Annotated in this window: 9 protein-coding genes; 2 read left to right on the top strand and 7 right to left on the bottom strand. The window is 69.7% G+C overall.

The annotated features are described in order from the left end of the window. Positions 1–17 precede the first annotated feature (17 nt). Positions 18–644: a hypothetical protein gene (locus RIF93_RS16440; RefSeq protein ID WP_309092531.1), complete on the top strand. Its 627-nt coding sequence runs from the start codon at positions 18–20 to the stop codon at positions 642–644. Here RIF93_RS16440 and tgt read toward each other — a convergent pair. Then, positions 553–1,695: a tRNA guanosine(34) transglycosylase Tgt gene (gene tgt / locus RIF93_RS16435; protein WP_309092530.1), complete on the bottom strand. Its 1,143-nt coding sequence runs from the start codon at positions 1,693–1,695 to the stop codon at positions 553–555. The two genes, RIF93_RS16440 and tgt, sit on opposite strands and share 92 nt — an antisense overlap. Then, positions 1,695–2,768 (bottom strand): tRNA preQ1(34) S-adenosylmethionine ribosyltransferase-isomerase QueA, encoded by a 1,074-nt coding sequence (queA, locus tag RIF93_RS16430; protein ID WP_309092529.1) that lies wholly within the window; start codon positions 2,766–2,768, stop codon positions 1,695–1,697. Before queA ends, tgt begins: the two co-directional genes overlap by 1 nt. A gap of 65 nt (positions 2,769–2,833) precedes the next feature. Between queA and RIF93_RS16425 the strand changes: the two genes are divergently transcribed. Then, positions 2,834–3,808 (top strand): endonuclease/exonuclease/phosphatase family protein, encoded by a 975-nt coding sequence (locus RIF93_RS16425; RefSeq protein WP_309092528.1) that lies wholly within the window; start codon positions 2,834–2,836, stop codon positions 3,806–3,808. On the opposite strand, the gene RIF93_RS16420 is transcribed toward RIF93_RS16425, so the two are convergent. The 5 genes from RIF93_RS16420 to RIF93_RS16400 form a co-directional block, all read right to left on the bottom strand. Beyond that, positions 3,777–4,229, bottom strand: a complete 453-nt coding sequence (locus tag RIF93_RS16420) for a hypothetical protein (protein ID WP_309092527.1) — start codon at positions 4,227–4,229, stop codon at positions 3,777–3,779. The two genes, RIF93_RS16425 and RIF93_RS16420, sit on opposite strands and share 32 nt — an antisense overlap. An 11-nt stretch (positions 4,230–4,240) precedes the next feature. Then, positions 4,241–4,702 carry a peptidylprolyl isomerase gene (locus RIF93_RS16415; protein ID WP_309092526.1) on the bottom strand — a complete coding sequence of 154 codons (462 nt, stop codon included), beginning with the start codon at positions 4,700–4,702 and terminating at the stop codon, positions 4,241–4,243. Further along, a complete protein-coding gene (locus RIF93_RS16410; protein WP_309092525.1) occupies positions 4,702–5,568 on the bottom strand; it encodes a peptidylprolyl isomerase in 867 nt (288 codons plus the stop codon). Before RIF93_RS16410 ends, RIF93_RS16415 begins: the two co-directional genes overlap by 1 nt. A 48-nt stretch (positions 5,569–5,616) precedes the next feature. Further along, positions 5,617–6,111, bottom strand: a complete 495-nt coding sequence (gene coaD, locus RIF93_RS16405; RefSeq protein ID WP_309092524.1) for a pantetheine-phosphate adenylyltransferase — start codon at positions 6,109–6,111, stop codon at positions 5,617–5,619. A 184-nt stretch (positions 6,112–6,295) separates the two neighbouring features. Further along, positions 6,296–8,079 (bottom strand): DNA gyrase C-terminal beta-propeller domain-containing protein (locus RIF93_RS16400; protein WP_309092523.1); only part of this gene is annotated, 1,784 nt, incomplete at its 5' end.

Raw genomic sequence — 8,079 nt, 5'->3', positions numbered from 1 at the left:
CCCTCACCGCCCTCGCCCTGATCCTTGCCGCGTCGACCGCCGCCGCCCAGACGCCGCCGCCCTCGCCGGAGGAGCGTGTGAAGACGGCTGACGAGCTGAAGCGTGAAAGTGTCCAGGGCGCCGCCACCGCGCCGCTGCGCGACCTGAACGTCGTACGCGCCAAGATCCCGCGGGTGCTGCTGGAGGCGATGGCCGATCCCTATGCGCGGCCGCCGAAGGGCTACAACTGCCGGGCGCTGATCGCCCTGGTGCGGCCGCTGGACGACGCCCTGGGCCCCGACCTGGACAGGATCGCCGTCGAGGACCAGGACGTGATGGACCGGAGCAAGGAGACCGCCCTCGGCGTGGCCGCCGACCTGGCGTCCGACGCCATCCCGTTCCGCGGGTGGGTGCGCAAGCTGACCGGAGCCGAGCGGCACGACCGGCTGGTGCGCGACGCGATCTTCTCCGGCGGCGTGCGGCGGGCCTATCTGAAGGGCCTGGGCGAGGCCAAGGGCTGCAACCCGCCCGCGACGCCCAGCCACGAGAAGGCCGGCACGCCGCCGCCGGATCCTACCCGGCGCTTCGTTCCCCGCTTCCCGACGCGGGCGCCTGACGGGCCGCAAAGTCCCGCCGGAACGCCTCCATCCGCCCCTCGGCGATAGCGGCGCGCATCTCGCCCATCAGGGCTTGGAAGAAGGCGACGTTGTGCCAGGAGAGCAGCACCTGGCCCAGGATCTCGCCCGCCTTCACCAGGTGGTGCAGATAGGCTTTGGAGTAGTCCCGGCTGGCCGAAACCGGGATCATCGGGTCCAGCGGACTCTCGTCTTCGGCGAAGCGGGCGTTCTTCAGGTTCAGGGGACCGTCCCACGTCCAGGCCTGACCGTGACGACCCGAGCGGGTAGGCAGCACGCAGTCGAACATGTCGACGCCGCGGTACACGGCCTCCACGATGTCGATCGGCTTGCCGACGCCCATCAGGTAGCGCGGCCGCTCGGTCGGCAGCATGCCTGGGGCGAAGTCCAGCACCTCGCACATGGCCTGGTGCCCCTCGCCCACGGCCAGCCCGCCGATGGCGTAGCCGTCGAAGCCGATCTCGCGCAGGCGTTCGGCGGACTCGCCGCGCAAGGCCTCGTCGGTGCCGCCCTGCTGGATGCCGAACAGCGCCTGAGCATCCCGCTCGCCGAATGCGTTCTTTGAGCGCTGCCCCCAGCGGGCGGAGCGGCGCATGGCCTCGGCGGCCCTCTCCGGCGTGGCCGGCAGGGCCACGAGCTCGTCCAGCTGCATGACGATGTCCGAACCCAGGAGGTCGGCCTGGATCTCGATCGACCGCTCGGGGGTCAGCACATGGCGGCTTCCGTCCAGGTGGCTCTGGAACGTGACGCTGTCCTCGGTGACCTTGGAGATTTGCGACAGGGACATGACCTGGAAGCCGCCGGAGTCGGTCAGGATCGGCTTCTCCCAGCGCATGAACCTGTGCAGGCCGCCCAGCTTCCGCACCCGCTCGGCCGTGGGCCGCAGCATCAGGTGGTAGGTGTTGCCCAGCAGGATGTCGGCGCCGGTCTCGGCCACCTGCTCCACCGTCAGGGCCTTCACCGTCCCGGCGGTGCCCACCGGCATGAAGGCGGGCGTGCGGATGTCGCCGCGCGGGGTGGCCAGCACGCCCGTCCGCGCCTTGCCGTCGGTGGTGCTGATCGTGAACGGGAACGCAGCCATCAGGCTCTCCAGAGCAGCGACGCGTCGCCGTACGAATAGAAGCGGTAGCCGGTCTCGATGGCGTGGCGGTAGGCCATGCGCATCGTCTCGTATCCGGCGAAGGCGCAGACGAGCATGAACAGCGTCGACCTGGGCAGGTGGAAGTTGGTCATCAGGCCGTCGGCCGCCCGGAACCGGTAGCCTGGCGTGATGAAGATGGCCGTCTCGCCCGAGAACGGGCGCACGACGCCGTCCTCACCGGTGGCGCTCTCCAGCAGGCGCAGCGAGGTGGTGCCCACGCAGACGATCCGGCCGCCGGCGGCGCGCGCCACGTTCAGACGCTCGGCGGTGGCCGCGTCCACCTCGCCCCATTCGGCGTGCATCTTGTGCTCGGAGACCTCCTCAACCTTCACGGGCAGGAAGGTCCCCGCGCCCACGTGCAGCGTCACCCGCTCGGTCGTCACGCCTGCGTCCGTCAGCCGCGCCAGGAGTTCGGGCGTGAAGTGCAACCCGGCGGTGGGCGCGGCGACGGAGCCGTCCTCCTGGGCGTAGACCGTCTGGTAGTCGGCGCGGTCCTGTTCATCCTCGCCCCGCTTGGCGGCGATGTAGGGCGGCAGCGGCATGGCCCCGCGCTCGGCGATGGCGGCGTCGAGGTCCGGGCCGGAGAGATCGAACGCCAGCGTCACCTCGCCGCCCTCGCCCTTCGCCTGGACCGTGGCGTCCAGTGCGCCCAGCAGGCAGGCGCGGTCGTCCATCGCGCCGAAGCTCACGCGATCGCCGGGCGCCAGGCGCTTGCCCGGGCGCATGAAGGCCGTCCACACGCTCGCCGACTTGCGCTGATGCAGGGTGGCCTCGACGGCGACGCGGCTCTCGTCGCGCAGGCGCACGCCCTTCAGCCTCGCCGGGATCACGCGGGTGTCGTTCACGACCAGCACGTCCCCGCGGCGCAGCAGGCCCGGCAGGTCGCGGACGCTCAGGTCCTGGAAGGCTTGGTCCGGTTCGACCAGCAGCAGGCGCGCGGAATCCCTGGGGCTCGCGGGCCGGAGCGCGATGCGCTCCTCAGGCAGGTCGAAGTCGAAATCGGCGACACGCATGGGCCGCGCTCAAGGCCACGGGGCCGCAGGCGCGTCAAGCGCCAGGCCATGCTAGGCGGGTTGCGATGCGCGCCTTCCGAGTCGCCCTCTCCGTGCTTCTGGCCCCGCCAGTGTTCGCCGGCGCCGCGCTGTGCGCCGGCGCGGCGGCGGCCGCCCACATGGGACGGACCAGCCTGAGGTTCGACATCCTTGCCCACTTCGCGCCGCTCTGGCTGGCGGGCGGGCTACTGGCGCTGGCCGGAGCCTTCCTGTTCCGCGGCTATGTCCGGGCGCTGATCCTGGGCATGGCGGCGACCGCGGTGCTCTGCGCCGGCGCGCTGATGGCGCCGGAATACCTGCGCGACACGGGCCCGAAGGCGCCCGCCAGCGCCCCCGATCAGCTGAAGGTCGTCCAATTCAACGTCTGGAGCCGCAACGACGACCTGGAAGGCGCCCTCGACTGGGCGCTCGGCCAGGACGCCGACCTCGTGCTGTTCCAGGAGACCACGCCGCGGCTGCGCGAGCTGGTCGCCCAGCGATCGGGTTGGCACGTCACCTGCCGCACCTGCGAGGTGATGATCCTCTCGAGGCGGCCGCCGGTGCGCGGCGAGATGGTCCGGTTGCGCGGCCCCTATCCAGGCCCCCTTACGCGCGCCGTCTTTCGCGACGCGCGCGGGACCTTTCCCGTGATCGGGGTCCACTATGCCTGGCCCACGGACAGTTCGGACCAGCAGGCTCAGGAGGCCGGCCTGGCCAGGGTGATCGCCATGTCGCCTCGCGAGCGCACCATCGTGGCCGGCGACTTCAACTCCGCGCCGTGGAGCTTCTCGCGGCGCCGCTGGGACGCCGAGTTCGGCCTGATCCGCCGCGACCGCGCGCTCTTTTCCTGGCCCGCGCGCCAATACAAGCGTCTGCAGTGGTTGGGACTGTTCCCCTTCCTGCCGATCGACCACGTGTACGCCGGATCTGACTGGGCCACGGTGAAGGTCGAGCGGGGCCCGCGGCTCGGCTCGGACCACTATCCGATTGTCATGACCCTAGCGCCCGTTTCGCGGCGTTGAGCTGATCCTGCAGTCGCGCCAGTTCGGCGGCGCCCTTCGTCTCGAGGGTCTGGCGCTTGCGCTCGAGCTCCTCCAGCGCCTGGGCGTGCGCCGCCTCTGCCGCGGCGAGGCGCTTCTCGAGGTCGGCGACCTTCTTCAGCGCCGCCTTCGACGGACCGGCAGGCTTCTTCGGCGCGGCCTTCTTGGCCGGTTTCAGCTTGGCCAGCTCGCCCCGTGTGCCGGCGGGACGCCGCAGCACCTCATCCGGCCGCGCCGTCGCCGCCTTGATCAGCTCGGGATCGTCCGCTTCGCGGGCGAGCCCCGTCTTGAACAGGTCCTGATGGCTGCCCCAGGCCGCAAGCGCCTTCACCTTGGACGTCGTCGCCACCACGTAGTCCGTGAGGCCGTCGGAGGTGACGAAGACCTTCAGCCGGGGCGCCATCGCCGAGGCCCTTAGGCGTCCGCGGCCACTCGCATCGAGACGATCTTGCCGGGCTCGCGCGGCGGCTCGCCCTTGGGCAGGGCGTCGACGTGCTCCATGCCTTCCACCACCTCGCCCCAGACGGTGTATTGGCCGTCCAGGAAGGTGGCGTCGTCGAAGCAGATGAAGAACTGGCTGTTGGCCGAATTCGGGTTCGGCGTGCGGGCCATCGAGCAAACACCGCGCACGTGCGGCTCGCGGCTGAACTCGGCGGGAAGGTTCGGCTTCTTGGAGCCTCCCGTCCCGGTGCCGGTCGGATCGCCGCCCTGGGCCATGAAGCCCGGGATCACGCGGTGGAAGACGACGCCGTCGTAGAAGCCTTCGCGGGTCAGTTCCTTGATCCGCTCCACGTGCTTGGGCGCGAGGTCCGGCCGCAGCTTGATGGTCACCGGACCGCTCTCCAGCGTCATGATCAGGGTGTTATCGGCGTCCATCACTTCACCTCGACAGGAATGTTCACGTCACAGGCCGAGAAGTTCGACCCTTGCGCCGCCTTGGCGCGCGCGACCTCGGCCTTGAACCACGGGCCGGCAGGATCAATCACGCGGATCTTCGGCCGCTCGTTCTCGGGCAAATCGGAAAGGACCCGCACGCGTTCCATGCGGTCCTGTGGTTCGGGCACGGGCTCGCCCACCTTGATGGCGTTGATCACGTCCTGGCCGACCAGGGCGCGGCCGAACGCGGTGTAGCGCTTCTCGAGCCGGGGATACTTGTCCCGCATCAGGAAGAACTGGCTATTGGCCGAGTTCGCGTCCTCGCCGCGCGCCATGCCCAGGACGCCCGGGCAATAGAGGCCCCAGGCCTGCACCTTCCCGTCTGCGGTCAGCGGCGCCAGCATCATGCTCTGGCTCATCACCGGCAGCGCCTTGATGAAACCCACCTCGGCCACGTGCTGGTTGTCGGCAAGGACCACCGGCATGTCGACGCCGCGCCGGAAGAAGAACTCAGCCTTGATGTCCGGCAGCTCGGAGTTGCCGGTGCCGTTGTTCTGCGGGTCGCCCGTCTGCGCCATGAACCCCTCGATGACGCGGAAGAACGTCAGGCCGTCGTAGAACTTGCGCTTCGCGAGCTCGCGCACGCGCCCGGCGGTCTCTGGCGCGACCTCCGGAACCAGCTCCACGATGATCCGGCCTTTGTTGGTGTCGATCACCAGAACGTCGTCGGGATTGGGCGTCCGCCAGTCGGCGGCCGTCGGCGCGCTCGGCCGCGGCGGCGCGGGCGCTGGCTTCTGCGGCTGGGCCACGGCGGTAGCGGCGCACGCCGCGAGCGTCGCGGCGATCAGGGCGGTCTTCCTCGTCATGAAATCCTCGTAGCGGGGCGGACCTTGCGAGGCCAGCCCGGCGATGCGTCAGGCGCGGCCCACCTTCGCCAGCAGCCGCGCCTGGACGGACGGACTGACGAACTTGGCGACGTCTCCGCCGAGCTGGGCGATCTCCTTGACCAGCTTTGAGGCGATCGCCTGGTGACGCGGATCGGCCATGAAGAACACGGTCTCGATGTCGCGATCGAGCTGCTGGTTCATCGCCGTCATCTGGAACTCGAACTCGAAGTCGGCCACCGCCCGCAAGCCGCGCACGATCACGCTGGCGCCCACGTCGCGGGCGAAGTGCATGGTCAGCCCCTCGAACGGCTGCACCACGATCTCGGCCTGGTTTCGCAACCCGTCGATCGATTCCTCGACGATGGCGACGCGCTCATCCAGGTCGAACAGCGGGCCCTTGCCCGCGTTGATGGCCACGCCGATCACCAGGCGGTCCACCAGTTTCACGGCCCGACCGATGATGTCGGTATGGCCATTGTGGATCGGGTCGAAGGTCCCCGGGTACAGGCCGATGCGGGTCATGGTTCGAGGCTCCCCAACTCACCCACCTCCGCCTTTCGCCGCACCGCAGCAATCTGGCAAGTGAAACTTGGTTCGGCTGACGTTGGGGAAGCCCTTCCCTGGTTCACCGTTCTCGCCGACCGAAAACGACAGAGCCCCCGCTCGCGCGGGGGCTCGCTCGCCTAAGCTCGTCCTGGCGGAAGCCTTAGGCCTCGGTCTCGCCGCCCTCGACCGGTCCGCCGTCCGCGTCGACCTCGTCTTCGTCGCCGCCGGTGTCGGCCAGGCGCTCCACCGAGACGACGTGCTCATCCGCGCCCTTGCGGAAGATGATCACGCCCTGGGTGTTGCGACCCGCGAGCCGCACCTGCCGCACCGGGATGCGGATCAGTTGGCCCTGGTCGCTGACCAGCAGGATCTCGTCGCCGTCCTCGACCGGGAACGAGCCGGCGAGCTTGCCGCCGCGCTTGGTCAGGTCCTGGGCCAGCAGACCCTGGCCGCCCCGGCCCGTGCGCCGGAACTCGTAGGCCGAGGTCCGCTTGCCGTAGCCTTCAGTCGAGACCGTGAGGATGACCTCTTCGGCCGCGCCGAGTTCGGCGATGCGCTCGGGGCTGAGGCTGGCCATCTCGTCTCCGGCCTCGTCGTCGTCCTCGGTCGCCGGAGCCTCGTCGCCGTCCTCGGCCTCGCCCATGGCCGCGCGCATGACCTTGGCGTGCTTGAGGTAGGCCGCACGCTCGGCCGGCGTCGCCGGCACCGACCGCAGGATCGCCATGGAGATGACGCTGTCGCCCTCAGCGAGGCGCACGCCGCGGACGCCGGTCGAATCCCGGCCCGCGAACACCCGGACCTCGTCCACCGCAAAGCGGATGCAGCGGCCCAGCGCGGTCGTCAGCAGGACATCGTTCGCCTGCGCGTTGCACACGCCCACGCCGATGATTGCGTCGCCCTCGTCCAGCTTCATGGCGATCTTGCCGTTGCGGCGGATGTCCACGAAGTCCGACAGCTTGTTGCGGCGCACGTTGCCCGAGCGCGTTGCGAACATGACGTCGTACTGATCCCAGGTCGCCTCGTCCTCGGGCAGCGCCAGGATCGAGGTGATGCTCTCGCCGGGCTCGATCGGCAGCAGGTTGACGAACGCCTTGCCGCGCGAGGTGGGCGTGCCGAGCGGCAGGCGCCACACCTTCAGCTTGTAGGCCTTGCCGCCACTGGAGAAGAACAGCATCGGCGTGTGCGTGTTGGCCGAGAATACGCGGGTGACCGCGTCCTCTTCCTTCGTCGCCATGCCCGAGCGACCCTTCCCGCCCCGGTGCTGGGTCCGGTAGGTGGCGAGCGGGGTGCGCTTCACATATCCGCCGTGGGTGACGGTGATCACCATCTCCTCACGCGCGATCAGATCCTCGTCCTCGACGTCGGCGTCGCCTTCGACGATCTCGGTGCGGCGCGGGACAGCGAACTGCTCGCGGACCTCGACCAGCTCCTGGCGGACGATGCCCATCACCTTCTCGCGGGAGGCGAGGATCTCGAGGTGACCGCGGATCACGTCGGCCAGCTCGCGCGCCTCGCCGAAGATCTCGTCGCGGCCGAGACCGGTCAGGCGCGACAGCGTCAGCGCCAGGATCGCGCGGGCCTGTTCGTCGGTAAGCCGGATCTTGTTTCCGTCGATGACCAGGGTGCGCGGGTCGGCGATCAGCTCGACGAGCGGCAGCATGTCGCCGGCCGGCCAGTCCTTGGCCACGAGCCGCTCGCGCGCCTCGCTCGGGTCCTTGGACGAGCGGATGATGTGGATGAACTCGTCGATGTTGGCGACGGCGATGGCCAAACCCACCAACACGTGGCCGCGGTCGCGCGCCTTCGACAGCTCGAACTTGGTGCGCCGGACGACCACCTCTTCGCGGAAGTCCACGAAGGCGGTGACCATCTCCTTGAGGCCCATCTGCTCGGGCCTGCCGCGGTTCAGCGCCAGCATGTTGACGCCTAAGGAGCTCTGCAGCG

It is taken from the genome of Phenylobacterium sp. (assembly GCF_031181185.1).
Lineage (GTDB): Bacteria > Pseudomonadota > Alphaproteobacteria > Caulobacterales > Caulobacteraceae > Phenylobacterium.
This window is presented reverse-complemented; position numbering and strand designations above follow the sequence as displayed.

Coding starts and splice junctions, on each gene's coding strand:
- tgt (WP_309092530.1), bottom strand. CDS start 1,695: ATGGCTGCGTTCCCGTTCACGATCAGCACCACCGACGGCAAGGCGCGG.
- queA (WP_309092529.1), bottom strand. CDS start 2,768: ATGCGTGTCGCCGATTTCGACTTCGACCTGCCTGAGGAGCGCATCGCG.
- RIF93_RS16425 (WP_309092528.1), top strand. CDS start 2,834: ATGCGCGCCTTCCGAGTCGCCCTCTCCGTGCTTCTGGCCCCGCCAGTG.
- RIF93_RS16420 (WP_309092527.1), bottom strand. CDS start 4,229: ATGGCGCCCCGGCTGAAGGTCTTCGTCACCTCCGACGGCCTCACGGAC.
- RIF93_RS16415 (WP_309092526.1), bottom strand. CDS start 4,702: ATGGACGCCGATAACACCCTGATCATGACGCTGGAGAGCGGTCCGGTG.
- RIF93_RS16410 (WP_309092525.1), bottom strand. CDS start 5,568: ATGACGAGGAAGACCGCCCTGATCGCCGCGACGCTCGCGGCGTGCGCC.
- coaD (WP_309092524.1), bottom strand. CDS start 6,111: ATGACCCGCATCGGCCTGTACCCGGGGACCTTCGACCCGATCCACAAT.